The 14,712-nt window shown below is 57.0% G+C and carries 15 protein-coding genes; 5 read left to right on the top strand and 10 right to left on the bottom strand.

The genetic code is table 11. From position 1 onward, the window contains the following. Window positions 1-308: 308 nt before the first annotated feature. The 3 genes from PAT3040_RS27895 to PAT3040_RS27885 all read right to left on the bottom strand — a co-directional run bounded on the left by PAT3040_RS27895 (window position 309) and on the right by PAT3040_RS27885 (window position 2,496). Window positions 309-677, bottom strand: coding sequence for a DUF3221 domain-containing protein (locus PAT3040_RS27895; RefSeq protein WP_108995253.1), 369 nt, complete (start codon window positions 675-677; stop codon window positions 309-311). A 122-nt stretch (window positions 678-799) separates the two neighbouring features. Then, complete coding sequence (locus PAT3040_RS27890) at window positions 800-1,507, bottom strand: DUF4085 family protein (RefSeq protein WP_181376881.1); 708 nt, start codon at window positions 1,505-1,507, stop codon at window positions 800-802. A 2-nt stretch (window positions 1,508-1,509) separates the two neighbouring features. Continuing rightward, the gene (locus PAT3040_RS27885) at window positions 1,510-2,496 is read right to left on the bottom strand and encodes a Gfo/Idh/MocA family protein (RefSeq protein WP_108995251.1); all 987 of its coding nucleotides are present in this window, start codon (window positions 2,494-2,496) and stop codon (window positions 1,510-1,512) included. Between the two features lie 88 nt (window positions 2,497-2,584). Between PAT3040_RS27885 and PAT3040_RS27880 the strand changes: the two genes are divergently transcribed. Continuing rightward, window positions 2,585-3,973 (top strand): DUF5808 domain-containing protein, encoded by a 1,389-nt coding sequence (locus tag PAT3040_RS27880; RefSeq protein WP_108995250.1) that lies wholly within the window; start codon window positions 2,585-2,587, stop codon window positions 3,971-3,973. A 53-nt stretch (window positions 3,974-4,026) separates the two neighbouring features. Here PAT3040_RS27880 and PAT3040_RS27875 read toward each other — a convergent pair whose 3' ends face one another. The 5 genes from PAT3040_RS27875 to PAT3040_RS27855 form a co-directional block, all read right to left on the bottom strand. Then, on the bottom strand, window positions 4,027-4,752 hold the full coding sequence (locus PAT3040_RS27875; protein ID WP_373863980.1) for an AAA family ATPase: 726 nt from the start codon (window positions 4,750-4,752) through the stop codon (window positions 4,027-4,029). 57 nt (window positions 4,753-4,809) lie between these two features. Continuing rightward, a complete protein-coding gene (locus PAT3040_RS27870) occupies window positions 4,810-5,316 on the bottom strand; it encodes a CYTH domain-containing protein (RefSeq protein ID WP_108995248.1) in 507 nt (168 codons plus the stop codon). A 19-nt stretch (window positions 5,317-5,335) separates the two neighbouring features. Further along, window positions 5,336-6,013: a serine/threonine protein kinase gene (locus PAT3040_RS27865; protein ID WP_108995247.1), complete on the bottom strand. Its 678-nt coding sequence runs from the start codon at window positions 6,011-6,013 to the stop codon at window positions 5,336-5,338. A 140-nt stretch (window positions 6,014-6,153) separates the two neighbouring features. Then, entirely contained in the window at window positions 6,154-6,627 is a 474-nt protein-coding gene (locus PAT3040_RS27860) for a GNAT family N-acetyltransferase (RefSeq protein WP_108995246.1), read from the bottom strand. 202 nt (window positions 6,628-6,829) lie between these two features. Then, window positions 6,830-7,987, bottom strand: coding sequence for a slipin family protein (locus PAT3040_RS27855; RefSeq protein WP_108995245.1), 1,158 nt, complete (start codon window positions 7,985-7,987; stop codon window positions 6,830-6,832). A gap of 696 nt (window positions 7,988-8,683) precedes the next feature. Here PAT3040_RS27855 and PAT3040_RS27850 point away from each other — a divergent pair. From PAT3040_RS27850 to PAT3040_RS27835, 4 genes are all read left to right on the top strand, one after another. Continuing rightward, a complete protein-coding gene (locus tag PAT3040_RS27850; RefSeq protein ID WP_108995244.1) occupies window positions 8,684-10,003 on the top strand; it encodes a helix-turn-helix transcriptional regulator in 1,320 nt (439 codons plus the stop codon). Further along, window positions 9,990-10,805 carry a WYL domain-containing protein gene (locus PAT3040_RS27845; RefSeq protein WP_087569665.1) on the top strand — a complete coding sequence of 272 codons (816 nt, stop codon included), beginning with the start codon at window positions 9,990-9,992 and terminating at the stop codon, window positions 10,803-10,805. Before PAT3040_RS27850 ends, PAT3040_RS27845 begins: the two co-directional genes overlap by 14 nt. Continuing rightward, window positions 10,802-11,665: a bifunctional hydroxymethylpyrimidine kinase/phosphomethylpyrimidine kinase gene (gene thiD / locus PAT3040_RS27840; protein ID WP_108995243.1), complete on the top strand. Its 864-nt coding sequence runs from the start codon at window positions 10,802-10,804 to the stop codon at window positions 11,663-11,665. Before PAT3040_RS27845 ends, thiD begins: the two co-directional genes overlap by 4 nt. A 183-nt stretch (window positions 11,666-11,848) precedes the next feature. After that, complete coding sequence (locus PAT3040_RS27835) at window positions 11,849-12,751, top strand: DUF4358 domain-containing protein (RefSeq protein WP_108995242.1); 903 nt, start codon at window positions 11,849-11,851, stop codon at window positions 12,749-12,751. Between the two features lie 110 nt (window positions 12,752-12,861). Here the strand turns inward: PAT3040_RS27835 and PAT3040_RS27830 are convergent, their stop codons facing one another. After that, entirely contained in the window at window positions 12,862-14,034 is a 1,173-nt protein-coding gene (locus PAT3040_RS27830) for an acyltransferase family protein (RefSeq protein WP_108995241.1), read from the bottom strand. After that, window positions 14,034-14,712 (bottom strand): class I adenylate-forming enzyme family protein (locus PAT3040_RS37510; protein ID WP_181376880.1); only part of this gene is annotated, 679 nt, incomplete at its 5' end. The genes PAT3040_RS37510 and PAT3040_RS27830, both read right to left, overlap by 1 nt.

Below are 14,712 nucleotides of genomic sequence, written 5' to 3'. Positions count from 1 at the left end.
GTCATCGTCGGCGCTACGCGGGTCGAGCAGCTGCGGAGCAACCTGGCGAGCCTCAAGCTGCAGCCGGACGACGCGATCTTGGCGCGGCTGGACGAGATCAGCGCCCCGTTTCGGTCGGGCGAACCGTTCGCGTTGTATCGTTTGTCGTAGGATAGGGGTTGCTGTTGGAAGCGGCCAGTTTGATGAGAAGCCATCGGCGTTAATAACGACTATGGAGCCAAAATGTAGGCGAACGAGCTGCTGTAGGCGTTAATAACGCCGATGGCGCTTGGAGTAGCAAATACGTTAGCGCTCTTTGTCGAGCGCCGTTACTCTATCTTCTCTATGCTGCCCGTTCCTTGCTCGGGGTACGATTCCGCGACCGCGCCGACCACGGTAATCCGGACATGGTCTCCGATTGCAGCCTCCTCGTACGGGCCGGCATCGACCTTCAGCCAAATCGCTTTTACCGAGCCCAGCTTCAATACGTCTTCGCTTGTCGCTCCCGCTTCGAACTCCTTCGACACGATGAGCAGCCTGCCGTCCGCTTTCTCCAAAACGTAACCCGTGCCATACTCCCACTCTTCGTCGTGGGGGTTGCCGCTCCCCGGCTTGTCTTCTGTCGCGCCTCCGTCCCCCGAACAACCGCCCAACAAAGCTAACAACATGATCAATGCCGTTGCGACCAGCTTTCGCATTCGACCACTCCTCACAAGGGTTTAACTCCTTGACGCTGCTTCGCAAAGCAAGGTTGCAGCGGGACAAGCCTTGTTCACCCTAATATTCAAGCATGATCGAAAGTATCGACCCCGTCGCTTTCTTATGCGGTTAAAACGACGTCAACCGACTCCGCCGTAATCGACAGCTCGTTCATCGCCAGGTAACCCCTCGGGGAGCTCAGCAGCGCGCGGATTTGAAAGCCCGTCTCTCCCGCTCCATCCCTCGCAATGCCCCCTGCCGGAAGCTCAAGCTCCTCGTACAGCCACCAATTGCCGACGAGGTCATCCGGGAGGTCGAAACGCGTGACTCCGTTGAACCGAAGCAACGCCTCGCTCGCGCTCAGCATGGAGCCTCCTGTATCCAGCAGCAGATCGATGCTCGAGCCGCCGTCCGTGACTGTGACCTGAAGCACTTTGGCGTCATGCAGCCGAACCAGGCTTTCCATTTCGGGAGGAAGACGGCTCTCTATCGTGCGGTAATACTCCCGGTAGGTCTCGCACGCCGCTCTCCATTCCTTCTCCAGGGACTGTGCCCATCCTTCCAAGAGTGAGCGAAAGGCCGGAGACGGCCAGCTGGAGCGAAGCAAGTCTCCTTCGCCTCTATCAACGGCTTCCCGCACGACTTTCGGCATATATCGGTTGAAGTACGGCTCAAGCATGAGATAGTTATCGCGCGCGATCGCGTCGTAATCCCGATTCTGCTCCGCATACCATCGGAGGTCCTCCTCGTGATCCTCCAGCGTTTCATGGAAGACGAGACTGCCCCGCACCTGCATTTTCTCATATAGCTCGGCCGTGAAGTAACGCATGATCATTGGGCATCGGCCGGGTAGACCAGACCGATCTGCTTCCTCGCCTCGTCCATAATCTCCATGACGATCAGGGAGAGCTCATGCGAGTTGACCTCCGACTCCGTCTTGCCCTCTTGAATCAACCGGATGAACTCCTCCACCTCGTAGAACATGTTAAACTCCACGGTCGGCCTGGTTAGATCCTCTACGGAGCCGTCGCGGAACTGGAGCTGCACCACCTCCGGCTCGCTGATCTTGTCGAGGACAAGATTGCCGTCTTCTCCGTGGATTTCGTTCGGGAGCGAAGAGCTCGTTATTTTGGAATAGAGGACTACCGCGTCCATCTCGTCGTATTGCATCAGAATGCTGCCTTCCCCGTCAACGCCCGACTCCAGCATATAGCCGGAAGCCTTTACAGAATTCGGCCTGCCGAACAGCGCGACGACCGGATACAGGCAATAGATGCCGATATCCATAAGAGATCCATTGGAGAACTCCGGACGGAACGCGTTCATCACCGTGCCCGCGCGGTAAGCGTCATAACGGGAGGAGTACTGGCAGAAGCTCGCAAAATAACGCCGTACCTTCCCGATCCGCCCTATCCCTTCGCGAACGGCTCCGAACCCGGGCATCAGCGTCGACTTCAGCGCCTCCATCAGCAGCACGCCGTTCCTCTGCGCGGCGTCGATCATCCCCTCAAGCTCGCGGCTATTGGATGCGATCGGTTTCTCGCAAAGAACGTGGATGCCTCGGTTCATGGCCGCGATGGCGTATTCGGCGTGCAGGCTGTTCGGGCTCGCGATGTACACGGCATCGATCTCGCCGCTCGCGAACATGGCGTCCATATCTGTAAATGTGTGAGGAATAACGTATTTGTCGGCGAACTCCCTGGCGCGTTCCTCCGTCCGGGAGTAGACGGCTGACAGCTTAAATTGCTGATGCAGCGCCGCTCCCGCCAGGAATCTGTCCGTAATCCAGTTCGTACCGATAATGCCGAATCTGATCATGTTGTACGTCCTTTCTTTTTTGACAAAAAAATTCGTCTATATTATAGTGGGTCGGAGCAACTGACAAGCTGCCTGAAGGGGGCTACTTATGGAAACATACCTATTGCTTGCGCCTGTTCTGATCGTTCTTGCCACGGTTGTCGCTATCTATCTCGGGCATTCCAAGCCCAAAGACGGGCTATGGTTCGGCGTTAAACTCCCAATCGAGGTGCTTGAGGACGAGCGGCTTCTCTCTCTTAAGAGGGAATATCGCCAAAGTTACGCGTTGTTCGCCGTTATGGCCGCGGTCGCGGCGCTTCCCATTCTATGGTTCGGCGATACATTCTCATTAGGCTTCATCTATGTATTCTTATGGCTGGCCGGCGTTATGTACACGTCTACCGTACCATTCAAACGGATTCACTACAAGGCGGCCAAGCTGAAACGCGACAACGACTGGTTCGCGCCCGGCACTCGCAAAAAAGTGCGAGTCGACATCGACATCGCGCTTATGAAGGGCAAACTTCCGCTTTCTCCCTATTGGTTCGTCTTGCCCGCATTGATGTCCGTCCCGCTGATCGTGATCTCGCTGAAGGGCGGCGTCGGCGTGCTTAGGCTGTCCGGCTTCGCGTCGCTTGTTATGACAGCCGTCATGTTCCTGCTGTACCTGGCATTTAGCCGCGGCAAACCTCGGGCGCATAGCCGAAACGCTTTGCCGAATATGGCGATTAACGCTGCGGCGGCCAGGTTATGGTCGATCCTTTGGCTGGCGTTGGCTTTGTTCGAGGCGGTGAACGCTTTTGTCGCTTATAACGTGCTCTCCAAAGGGTATTCGGGAGATCCCGGCTTGTGGTTCGGCGGCATCTTTATGGTGTCGCTCGTGCCGCTGATCGGCATCTACGTCGTGCATCAGCATATTAAGGAGCTGGAGTACCGTTACGGGGATACGGATGGCAGCACTTACCCGGCAGACGGCGATGCCTTGTGGCGCCATGGCCTGTCCTATTACAATCCCAAGGACAAGTCCGTTTTCGTACCCAAGCGGGTCGGCATCGGTTCGACGGTCAACATGGCCACGCGCGCGGGACGAATGTTCTACTACGGCACGCTGGCCGTCGTCGCGGCTATTATCATCCCGATCGCGATGATGGTCGTCCGCGCGGATACGAGCCCGCCGAAGCTTATCATCCAGGACGAACAAAACGTGATCATCGAGGATTCGATGTATCCGCTGAGGTTCGCGCTGGAGGACGTGCTGGAGCTGACGCTGGAAGACGACATGCCGAGCGGCTTCCGTCAAAACGGCATCGCCACGTCGGAATATGCGCGCGGCGACTTCAAATTGACGGAACTTGGGGCGGCGAAGCTATACGTCTTCAAGGGAAACGCGCCGTACATCCTCATCAAGCTGCCGGACCGCTATGTCGTCTACAACGAAAAGGATCCCGCCGCGACGGCAGTGCTATTCAGTCAACTGAAGGCGCTAACGGCGGGGTAGCTAGTTAGCTGCTTTCAGGGTGAACTCGCGAGGTGGAGGTTGGTTTGCTTTTCCTACCCATCCTCCAGCAGTTCGCGCAGCATCCGATCGCGGTTGTTCAGAAATTGCGACGTGATGACGTAATGGTCCGTGTCCTCCCAAGCCGTTCGTTCGATGCCGCTCTCCGTCAGCCGGTAGATCCATGCGTCGGGGTACGCCATCAGAATGGGGGAGTGGGTCGCGATGATGAACTGGGAGTTGTCCCGCACCAGTTCGTGCATGCGCGCCAGCATCGCCAGCTGCCTGGAGGGCGACAACGCCGCCTCCGGCTCGTCCATAATGTACAGACCGTTACCGCCGAACCGATGCAGGAACGTTGCAAAAAACGACTCCCCATGCGATTGCTCATGCAGAGACGAGCCTCCGTAGGAAGCGATCAAGGGCCCGCCGAATCCCGGCTCGCGATCCAGCTCATCGAGATAAGTCGCCACGTTGAAGTAGCTCTCCGCCCGGAAAAAGAAGCCGTCCTTGGGACGCTGAGCTCCGCGAACCGGGCGCATGTAATCATGGAGTTCCGAATGCGTGCGCGCGGTCTCGAAGTTAAAGTTGATCGTGCCGCCCTCCGGATTGAAGCCCAGCGCCACCGCGATCGCCTCGATCAACGTCGACTTCCCCGCTCCGTTTTCGCCAACGAGATACGTCACCTTGGGATGGAACGACAACTCGTCGAATTCCCTGATCGCGTCCAAGCTGAAAGGATAACGGCCGAAAGTTGGGACGTTGTCTCGTTCCAGCACCATTTTGCGCAAATAATGACCGTTACGATGGATCGACATGCCTCTCCCCCATTCCGAATTCTACCGTTGCCACTTCTCCCCTTGCAGCTGCTTCCAGACCGTCTTGTTGCTGTATTGCTTCTGCGAGCTGATGTCCTCGCCGAACCAGTCCGGCGCCTGAAACGCGTTAGCTTCGTCCACGGAACTGAATTCGACCTCCACGACGGACAACTCCAACTGATCGTAAATATCGATCTCGACAACCCTGCCGTTCCACACGGCCGTGATGCGCTTCTTCGTCAGCGGCAAGAAACCGAATGCATTCACCATCTGCTCGTAGATTCCCGCCGTAATCTCGTACTCGACTTCCTCGCGCACAAGCCCGTTGCCGTTCTTGAAGGTGTGCGTGTATGTCACCTCTCCGTTCCCGAGCTCCTGGATTCGTCTAACGCGCAGCTCCTGCGTCTCATCGATCGCGAGATACGTCTGCTCGATGAGCTGCTCCTTGTGCGCGGAAAGTACGCCTTCCTTGATCAAAACGGCGGGTTCCACCGCCAGCAAATATTTTTTTTCGATCTCCAATGCCATACCGTTCCATCCTCCCGTTTCATTTGAATCTAGCCAGTACGCGGTTCACCCTGGCAGCGATATCCTCCAGATTCAAGCTGGATTGATCCAGTTTGTTATAGCTTTTTTTAACGGCTTCCAGCAGCCACTCCGGTATGCGCCGGCCTTCGATGGCACCGTAGAACTTATCGTACGCCCATACGAGATGCTCCCAGCGCTTGTCGTTGCCGCCCTCTACGTATTCGGAGACATCAAGCACTTTGCCGCGACCGTTTTGCAGAATAACGTTCTTAAGATGAATGTCCCGCGGATTCAATCCGCGCTCCCGTACGAGCCGCCTTGCTTCCTCGACGTCCCGAATCGCCTGCACCGGCACCGGAATGCCTTCGGTCAGACAGTCCTGCAGCGTCGGTCCGGGCTCGTAGCTGATGACGAGATAGTTGTCGCCCTCTCCGTGCAGGCTCGGAAAATACGGAATGCCCGCGAGCCGCTCGTAGACGTCGCGTTCGATGCTCTTTTTGTAAACGGCATGGTCCGAATACACCTTATACGCATACCGAGGCGTTCCCTCGTAATGAAAAACGGCCGCGTCCGTACCGATGCCGATGAGATTCAGCCCGTCTGTTTCGCCGATCACATCCACTTGACGGTTGCTTTCGTCGCCTATGACTTTAATGCGGGCGATGCATGCTTCCGCTGCTTTCCAATCTTCAGCCATCCTATTGGCCCCCTCGGTCGATTGCCTTACGATCTATCTTCCTTCATACCCAATAATGGGTTTATACGATCATGTGCATCTCATGTTTCGATTGCGGGGCATGCCATGAGTATACCATCTTCCGCTTGGGAACCGACTCTCTAGCTCAGCGATTTGATCATTTTATAATTTCTTAACGCAATCCCGTTACGAACGGGGGCTTGCTCCTTGACCACAACATAACCTCGGCGCTCGAAGAACGGCCTTGCCGTCACGCTGGCATCTGTATCGATCGTCGGGAGCCCAAGCCTGCCAGCCTCCCCTTCCAGCTTCCCTACCAAAACAGATGCAATGCCCCGGCCTTGATAATCCTTGTGAACGAACAGCCTTTCCAGATGACCATGCTCTGTCATATCCGCGAATCCCGTTAGGGCGCCTTCGATGACGGCAACCAAAGTAAAATTCGCCGCCATGGATTCCAGCCATGCTGCCGCACGACGCTCCATGTCCTCCGCCGGCGCCCATGCATCCAACTGCTCCCGCGTATAGTCCCTGCTGTTCACAGTATGTACCGCGTCATAGAACAAGGTTATGATCTCCTCTATATCCGAATCCTGAAATCCCCTGATTTCCATCCCGTATCGCCTCCATCCAAACGATCTAAGTATACACAATTACACCCCGCACAAACACATTGAACCGTTTAATGCTTTTTACTCACTGCCTATCGGACAAATAGCGTCGCCGGCGAGGCTGTTAGATTTTAAACTTTTCTTATCGCCAACAAAAAAACGCAGCGAACCGTTAAGTCCGCTACGTTCCGATCGTGCCGCCAGTTCAGCCCGCACTGCCCGTACTACCCGCACCGCTCGCACCGCCAGCTCCCCCCGCGCCATTCGCCGCAAGCAACGAGTTGAGTCCTTCCAGCAGGCTGCCACCGCCGCCCGTCAGGGAGATCGTGCCGATCTTCTCGCAGATCTTCTCCAGAAATTCCAGCTCCTTCAGACGGTACAAGGTGACATTCTCGTCCATCAGCTTCGCCGTGTTCAGGAGGCTTCTCGTGGATGCCGTCTCCTCGCGGCGCGTGATGAGATTGGCCTGCGCCTTCTTCTCCGCCAGGAGAACCGTGTTCAGAATATCCCTCACATCGCCCGGCAAAATAACGTCCTTCACGCCCGCCGACTGGAAGGCGACCCCATATTCCTCGCTGCGCTCGTTCAGCTTGCCCAGCGCGTAAGCCCCGATCTCCTGCTTCGTACGAAGCAGATCGTCCAGCTTCATCGTGCCGACGTATTCCCTAAGGATCAACTGCAGCAGGATGTACATTTGTTCGTCGAAGCCGCGAATTTCCAACGCTTTGAGCGGATGAACGATACGGTATTGGCAGACGAAGTTGAGGCGGAGCGTCACCTTGTCCTCCGTCATGATTTCCTGGCCCGTCATGTCGAGCTGCTGCTGGCGGAGATCGACGCTCTTCAGCGCGACGCTGACGGGTCCTCTCCAAAAGTAGTAGCGGCCGGGACGAAGCTCTCGCTGCAGAACGTTGTCGTAGAAGAGCAACCCCGTCTCCCAGCTTGCGACCTCGTGCATGTGATAGTAGCCCGCAAGCTTGGGCAGAATGGAGCGTTCGATCTCGGAGCCGAGCTCCGGTACCCGAACGTCGATCCGGCGGAAATCATGGCTGACGGCCACATTCCAGAAGGCGTACTTGCCGGGCGTCAGCAGTCGGGAGAACCTGCCGTCCTCGTAATGCAGAACGTATTCGTGATCGCCTACCTCCACGATCGCAAGCTCGCTCCGCAGCTCCCCGTCCTTCAAGAAAAACATCAGTTCCTTGCCGGGAACCGCGAAGGGCTCCGCAAGATTCATCATCGTCATCGTGTAGCCCGACCAAGCGGCGAATCGGTATGTGCCTGGGCGAAGCGATTTGACAAAGCTTCCTTTTTTGAACAACAGGCCTCGCTGATCATTTCGAACCGTAAATGTATGTATCATGTTCATTGCTCCTTTCGTTGTGGCGACCTGATACGGAAGCGGCGCTACCGCTCCGGCAGCGGAACAGGGCTTGAGATGGGCGCTAAGACGGACGACAGGCATGCCCCTTATCCGGGCAGCGCTCGGCAATCCGACTTCGATTGCATCACACTGCCTTTCCAGTAAACATTCTTCGTCCCTCGCGCCGATCGGGATCCGCCCTGCTGCATAGCTCCGTTCGCGGCGAATCCGCCTTGGCGTCTTCGTCCGCTCCCGTCCCGGGGTCTTCTGGGGAAAATCATACTTGGACTCAATTATCAGTTGAGTGCTCTACCATGAGCTCGCTCTTAAAGCGATCGGGAGTCGAACCCGATTAATGGAGGTTCATAGCCTGCACGCGCACAGCATACGAGCGCATACTTGCGCCCGCACTGCGGGATGAATGGACATCCCCGCCGGGTTGCAACGTCAGTGCTTTATGAACCTTCTTTATCATAAGGGATGGCAAATACTGCGAACATGGCGAAAGTATTACGAGAGCGTTATGAACGAGAGAAGCACAGTCTCCCAGGCGATGACTTGGACGCATTATTAAGCTTGGAAGGATAGCGCCGTCATGCCGTTAGGCGAGGGGAAAGGAAATTTAAGCTATGGGCACCTGCCGCAGAACTGTTACAATGAGTGGAACGCCAAACGGACCGTGAGAGGAGAGAAAGTATGGCCAGAGAAAGCTTCGACAAGGAAATCCAGTTCCTGCGTATGCTTGCCTTGACGAGCGGTGCCTACAGCCGCCAACAGTATGCGGAGAAGCTCGGCATCTCCGTCCACACCTTCGATAAAATGATGAAACGGCTGCGCGAAATCGCCTCCAGCTCGCTTAACGGACGAGACGGCGCCGCGGAGCAGCGGGACATGGCGGAGCTGCTGCGCTTTAGCTATCTGGATTCCTCGGACCCGCTGCTGCTGTTCCTGTTCCGCGCGAAGTCGCTCAAAGAATCCGAGAGCGAACGTCTATCGATTCTGCTCGGCGCGATGAAGGAAGGCGCCAAGACGGCTATGGAGCTGCTGGACGCTTGCAGCGAAGCCATGCCGCCGGAGCTCGCCTTGCCGGATGAGAAGACGATTCGCGGCGATCTGAAATATTTGGAGGGAGTAGGCGTCATTACCCGTGAGCCCGGTCCGCGCCCTTACCGGTACGCGTTGTGGGACAGGTTCGCAGGCTTGCTCGCGGAGGACGAGCTTCTCGATGTGCACGACTACGCCTGCATGATGGCGAATACCCAGCTCCCATCCGTGCAAGGGTACCTGCTGCGGGACATGATGAGCAAGCTGCTGACGCGCGATCGCGGGTTCGACGCGGAGAGCCTGGACGTATTCCGCTATAAATACCATTATTACTCCCGCATTCTGGACGAGGCCCACTTATTTCCGTTGTTCGAGGCTATCGAGGGGCGTTGTTATGTTTCTTTTCGTTATTTTTCGCCCAAAAAAGAGACCAGCTACTCCTCCCGCAACACCAATCCGCTCTTCGAACGCGAGGCCGGAGGCAATCGGGAGAGGGTATTGCCGCTCAAGATCGTCTACGATCATCAATACGGGAGATGGTATCTGCTAGGCTGGGGGGCGCGGCACGGGATCAAGAAGTACCGGCTCGAAGGAGTGACGGATCTGTCCGTGGGCGATGCCGCCGACGCGGACAGCTGGAACGAAAAGCTTGGGCTGCTGGAGCAGCGCATCCGCCACAGCTGGCTCGTCGACACGGGCCGCAAGACGCTCGTCCGGGCCCGCTTTTATAAGCCGGGACCGTCGATCCCGGACTTTGTTCGCGAACGCGTGCTGCAGCAAGGACAATGGGGCGTCATTACGGAGGAGGATGAAATATCGTTCCTCTATGAGATCGAAGTCAACGGGATCATTGAGATTAAGCCTTGGCTTCGCAGCTTCGGCTCAAGCTGCGAGGTATTGGAGCCGGCGCGGCTCCGGGAAGAAATGATTGCGGAATGGAAGGAGCTGAGAGAGTATTATGAATCCCTTTGAGAAAATATTCAATTACCAGCTCCTCTCCCGCCTACAGGACGGCGGCGCGGCGATGGTTACCTCGCACGAGCGCTCATGGCTGAAGTCCATGCTGGCGCATCCCGCCGCGGAGGAGGCGTTTCTCCCGGAGACGCTGGACAAGCTGCGCGATATGCTCCGGGAGGAGCCAGTCGTCGACTGGACGCCGCATCTGCTGCACAAGGCGGCCAGCAAGGAGAAGATGGTGTACCACCCTCATATCCGCACCATTCGCCGTGCCATCCATGCCTGCAGTGCACTTCGGATCGCGTACAGCGTTAAGAGCGGCGGCTCCAACGCCCACGAGAACGCAATTCCCTTCAAGCTGGAATACTCCATGGTAAAGCGGGAATGGTATCTGCTCTGGTACGACTCCCGCAAAAGCATGCTGATGAATACTAGGCTGTCGAAGCTCGCCGAGGTCAGCGAGAAGCCTTGCGATCCCGAACGCTTCGCAAGATGTACGGCCCAGGCCAAGGCTTATCTCGTCTCGCGCCGGGCCGAGGCCGTCATCGCCGTTGTGCCGGCCTATAACGAGGAGCTGTCGCGCATCCTGTACGCTTTTTCCTGCTTCGAGCGGGAGGTGTCGTTCGACGAAGAGCGGGACGAATACCGGATCAAGCTGTACTTCTCGCTTAACGAGCAGGAATACGTATTGTCGAAGGCGCGTTTCCTCGGCAAACGCATCCGCATCGTCGAGAACGATCGGCTCATCGCCCGCATGAAGCAGACCGTCTCCTGGGCGCTGCAGCGATATGGCGTGGATGAGGGGGCGACGGAATGAAGGCTCAAGCTCCCAAAAGAGACGATGGCACCGTCCGCAAGGCGCTGACGATTGCGGGGTCGGACAGCGGCGGCGGCGCCGGCATTCAGGCCGACCTAAAGACGTTTCAGGAGCTCGGCGTTTATGGCATGTCGGCGGTCACGGCGGTTACTGCGCAAAATACGCTGGGGGTACGCGCCGTCTATCCCATGACGGCGGACGCCGTTGCCGTACAGCTCGGCGCCGTAGGCGACGATCTGGCTCCGGATGCGGTCAAAACAGGCATGCTCGTCGGAGCGCCTATCATTGACGCCGTCGCGGATCAGGTTGCTTCCTTCGGCTGGCGCAATCTGGTCATCGACCCCGTCATGATCGCCAAGGGCGGCTCCGAGCTATTGCGGCAAGATGCGCTGCGCTCGCTAAAGGAACGTCTGCTGCCGCTGGCACGCGTCATCACGCCGAACATCCCGGAAGCGGAGACGCTGACCGGGATGAAGATCGCCACGATGGCGGATCGCGAAAAAGCGGCACGGCTGCTGGTTGCGATGGGGGCCGGCAGCGTCGCTATCAAAGGCGGGCATGACGAATCGACGGGAGACGTCACCGTCGATCTGCTGTACGACGACGGCCGCTTCCGCTACTGGGAAAGCCCTCGCGTAGATACGAGGCACACTCACGGAACAGGCTGCACCTATTCGGCCGCGCTGGCGGCAGGACTTGCAGCGGGACTGAACGTCCCCGAAGCCGCCGAACTCGCCAAGTCGTTTATCCGCGCGGCCATCGAAGACAGCCTGGACATCGGCTCGGGACACGGTCCCACCAATCACTGGGCGTATGGACGGCGAGCACGCCGGCTGGATCACTCCAAATCCTTACACTAACTAGTGTGTTCAGTTCGACTTTGTTGGTGTCGCCGAAACTCGACCGTTCGGCGCGTTTCTGCGCTGCTTCGCCGGAGCTGTCAACATACTTGGGTACGGAGTCACAGGTTTTACGCCTTCTGCAACCTTACTCTCCCTCCTCCCGTCTAGATGTTCGACATCATGACGAGGAGAGATTACATAATGAATCATCGCACACCTTGGCTCAAAATCGCAGCCACTCTCACCATCGCCCTATCGCTGGTCGCCTCCGGCTGCAGCAACGGGAGCAGTAACGACTCCAACGGAAGCAGCAGCAACGCCAGTCAGACGGAAACACCGGATCAGAGCGCCTCGCCGGAAAATTCGCCTGCGGACGGAACATCAAACCCGACTGCTTCACCTTCGACGGAGTCCTCCGCTTCTTCAGCTCCATCAGTAGAAGCGGAGGAAACTCCTACCGCGTCCCCATCGGCGGATGCGAATCGGCCCGGAACTAAACCATCCGCATCAGCCTCGAGCAACGCTGGCGAGAAACCCGCCCCGAGCGCCAAGCCGACGGTCAAACCCGCGGAGAAGCCTGCTGCTACAGCAAAGCCGACGACTAAGCCGACGACTAAACCTACAACTAAACCTACTGTGAAACCAACAACTAAACCTGACGCTAAGCCTACCGCGAAACCCAGCCCGACCGCCAAGCCCGATGCTCCTGGCATTAACGTAACGGTGACGGACATCACGGCCAACATAAAGGGTGAAATCGAGTTGCCGGCGCTTATCGAGGTTTCCGGAGAGCAGATTAAAGACTTCTATTATTTTGACGGAGCCGAGCTGCTCGAGGACGGTATTTTCCAACAAGCAATGATGAACGTCAAAGCAACGGAGCTGGTCGTCGTCAAACTGAAATCCTCTAAGCACTATGATGCGGTTAAGGAAGGTTTAACGAAACGCGCCGAGGACATCATCGAGACGTTCTCGACCTACCTCCCGGACCAATACGAGGATGCCAAAAACTATCAAATTATCCGTAACGGCAACTACGTGCTGTTCTCCATCTCGCACGACCAGGAAGCCATCAAAAAGGCATTCGAAGGGTCTTTCAGTTAATTGCATCCAAAGTCTCCGAATCGGAAAATAATAAGAAGCTTCCAGCCCCTCGTTTTGGTTCTGGAAGCTTCTTTGGTTTGTATACACAAGCACAAGGCAGCCCATGCCGTTCAGCCTTCAAATTTATGGGCGGTCATCCCCGCGGAAGTCCGCGTCTGCCGCTTCGACCCAATCATCGGGTCGGAAGACATTCCCGCCGCCGCTTCCACCTCTCCTGGCGATGCCGCGCGCTCACCCGCAAGTCCGGACTTGCGGCTCCTGCGATAAAGCAACAGGGTCAGCGCCGCGCATTCGGCGAACGTAAGCAGCGATTGCAGCATCTGCTGCCACAGGACGAGGTCCAAGCTTCCACCCCAGCCGAACAGAATCTTGTTTAATCGCATAAGCGGGATATGCCCGACGAACGTGACGATGCTGAATAAATTCAGCAGACGATGATGCGCCGTTATGGTCGCGTTGCGAATGCGAAGCACGCCGTAGAACAGAAGCGCCGTATTCGGCAGCATGGCGAATGTCAGCTTATAGGCTTCGCTCCAAGGTGCGAGGGCCGTCAATAGCACCGTCTCCGCAGCCGTGACGCCAATCGCGAGTACCGCAACCAAGCGGACATTCATCCTCAGGAATTGCTCCTCGTATTTTGCCATTAATGCTCCCATTACGACAAATGTAAGCCCGAAACCCAGATAACGAGTGGCGCCTGTCCACAAGATACCTGGCAGCGACGCGATGTCAACCTGGCCCATCCCCGTAAAGCTGAGCAAGCTGCCCGAGGCCAACTGGACGACACCATACAATACAGCGAGCATGATAAGAATCATTTTAAGAGACAGCCGGTTCAACAACCAGTAGGCTGCGACGGAGCCGAACAGCAAAGGCGGAATGAACCACAGCTGGAGCAGCGGGCCGTTCACGAACACGGCCATCACCAATATTTTGGTCTGCAGAATGAGGTTGGACAATCCCAGTCCGCCTTGGAGCAGCGCGGGCACATTAAATTCGGCTGCGAACAACAGGCAGAAGACGGCGTATACGGCGGCGATCCGGAGCCAATATTTCCTGACGTAGGCTCCTGGCTTAGAAGCATGCGACCACCCCTTGTACAGCAGGAAGCCCGATACGACGTAAAAACACGGCACGACGACACGTCCCTCCAACATAAGGAATGACGCAAGCGGCGGCAGGTCCATCGCAACCATGGATGGTATCAAGAGAGCGTGCGCAACCAGCACGAGAGTCGCGCCGGCCAGCTTGAACAACGTAATGCCGGGGTAGAACCGCCTCATTACGCATGTCTCCGCAGCGAGCCAAGCTCTTGCAGCACCAGTTGCTTCATCTCCGCTACGGATACTTTGCCCGTTCCGGACATGGGCAGCTGAGACAGGAAGATCGTTTCCTTTGGCAGCTTGAACGCAGACAGGTACGGAGCCAGCTCCACCCGCAGGCGCTCCGCCGACAACTTGGCTCCCGGCTTCAGCACGACGCATGCGCAGATCTGTTCCCCGTACAGCTCGTCGGGAATGCCGAGCACCATCACATCCTCTACATCGCGGATTCGCAGAATCGCGTTCTCGATTTCGACCGGCGAGATCTTTTCGCCGCCCCGCGAAATGATCCGGTGCATTCGTCCCGCAATGGTAAGCTGATTCTGTTCGTCGATTGTACCCAGATCGCCCGAACGGTACCAGCCGTCGTGCTGATGGCAAGGGCGCTCCGCCTCGTCGCGAATATATCGCATGACCCGATGCCCGCGAATAAGAATTTCCCCCTGCTCGCCGCGTGGCAAGGCTAGCCCCGTCAAGGGATCCTCGATACGGATCTCGATGCTTCGGTCAACCTTGCCCGCGAGACTGTATTTCTCGCTCATAAATTTATCATAAGGAATAAGTCCGCCCAGCAGCCTAGTGTGCTTAAGCATGCGGTACAGAAGCGGCAGCACAATCCCCCCTCCCATCAGACAGGTG

Source organism: Paenibacillus agaridevorans (genome assembly GCF_003112455.1).
GTDB lineage: Bacteria > Bacillota > Bacilli > Paenibacillales > Paenibacillaceae > Pristimantibacillus > Pristimantibacillus agaridevorans.
The sequence above is the reverse complement of the archived record's forward strand: the minus strand, read 5'-3'. Positions and strand labels throughout refer to the sequence as shown.

What these genes read in the sequence shown, in the direction of transcription:
- PAT3040_RS27895 (WP_108995253.1), bottom strand. Translation starts at nt 677, where the DNA reads ATGCGAAAGCTGGTCGCAACGGCATTGATCATGTTGTTAGCTTTGTTG.
- PAT3040_RS27890 (WP_181376881.1), bottom strand. Translation starts at nt 1,507, where the DNA reads ATGCGTTACTTCACGGCCGAGCTATATGAGAAAATGCAGGTGCGGGGC.
- PAT3040_RS27885 (WP_108995251.1), bottom strand. Translation starts at nt 2,496, where the DNA reads ATGATCAGATTCGGCATTATCGGTACGAACTGGATTACGGACAGATTC.
- PAT3040_RS27880 (WP_108995250.1), top strand. Translation starts at nt 2,585, where the DNA reads ATGGAAACATACCTATTGCTTGCGCCTGTTCTGATCGTTCTTGCCACG.
- PAT3040_RS27875 (WP_373863980.1), bottom strand. Translation starts at nt 4,752, where the DNA reads ATGGTGCTGGAACGAGACAACGTCCCAACTTTCGGCCGTTATCCTTTC.
- PAT3040_RS27870 (WP_108995248.1), bottom strand. Translation starts at nt 5,316, where the DNA reads ATGGCATTGGAGATCGAAAAAAAATATTTGCTGGCGGTGGAACCCGCC.
- PAT3040_RS27865 (WP_108995247.1), bottom strand. Translation starts at nt 6,013, where the DNA reads ATGGCTGAAGATTGGAAAGCAGCGGAAGCATGCATCGCCCGCATTAAA.
- PAT3040_RS27860 (WP_108995246.1), bottom strand. Translation starts at nt 6,627, where the DNA reads ATGGAAATCAGGGGATTTCAGGATTCGGATATAGAGGAGATCATAACC.
- PAT3040_RS27855 (WP_108995245.1), bottom strand. Translation starts at nt 7,987, where the DNA reads ATGATACATACATTTACGGTTCGAAATGATCAGCGAGGCCTGTTGTTC.
- PAT3040_RS27850 (WP_108995244.1), top strand. Translation starts at nt 8,684, where the DNA reads ATGGCCAGAGAAAGCTTCGACAAGGAAATCCAGTTCCTGCGTATGCTT.
- PAT3040_RS27845 (WP_087569665.1), top strand. Translation starts at nt 9,990, where the DNA reads ATGAATCCCTTTGAGAAAATATTCAATTACCAGCTCCTCTCCCGCCTA.
- thiD (WP_108995243.1), top strand. Translation starts at nt 10,802, where the DNA reads ATGAAGGCTCAAGCTCCCAAAAGAGACGATGGCACCGTCCGCAAGGCG.
- PAT3040_RS27835 (WP_108995242.1), top strand. Translation starts at nt 11,849, where the DNA reads ATGAATCATCGCACACCTTGGCTCAAAATCGCAGCCACTCTCACCATC.
- PAT3040_RS27830 (WP_108995241.1), bottom strand. Translation starts at nt 14,034, where the DNA reads ATGAGGCGGTTCTACCCCGGCATTACGTTGTTCAAGCTGGCCGGCGCG.